At 65.9% G+C, this 410-nt stretch carries 1 protein-coding gene; it reads left to right on the top strand.

The features are described from left to right. Nucleotides 1-364, top strand: a 364-nt coding sequence (locus I6F37_RS42435) for a hypothetical protein (protein ID WP_225154740.1), incomplete at its 5' end; no start/stop codon positions are given. Between the last annotated feature and the right edge of the window lie 46 nt (nt 365-410).

Genomic DNA, 410 nt, shown 5'->3' with positions numbered 1-410 from the left:
GCGCGTGACCCGCATCGTCTCGGCCGACGGCACCTCCATCATCGGCCGCGAGGTCGTGGCCGCGGATATCGCAAAGGTGTCGCAGACCTTCGGCCTCGAAAACCCGGTCTTGCCTGCCCCCGGTGAGCTGGCCGCTCTCGTCCTCTCGAGCGGCACCGCACAAACCTTGCAGAGCCATGATCCGCTGACCGTCAAGCGCAGTCTCGTCGGCGGCGAGCAGCGCATCGAGCTGACTGGCTTCGCGCCCGATCGGCTCGAGTGGTACAAGGCCAAAGGCTGCTTCACCGAGATCATCCGCTACCGGACGCGCCTGTTCGTCCCGGTGGCCAATGGGCCGGCCATTCTTGAAGCGCTCGCCCCCTGATCAGCGGCAGCACGTCTCACAGCAGAGAGAAGAGAGTGCCTTGGAC

The sequence above is a fragment of the Bradyrhizobium sp. NBAIM08 genome (assembly GCF_020193935.1).
In the GTDB taxonomy this organism is placed as follows: domain Bacteria; phylum Pseudomonadota; class Alphaproteobacteria; order Rhizobiales; family Xanthobacteraceae; genus Bradyrhizobium; species Bradyrhizobium yuanmingense.
Note: the sequence above shows the minus strand (reverse complement) of the source record. Positions and strands in the feature narration are given on the sequence as shown.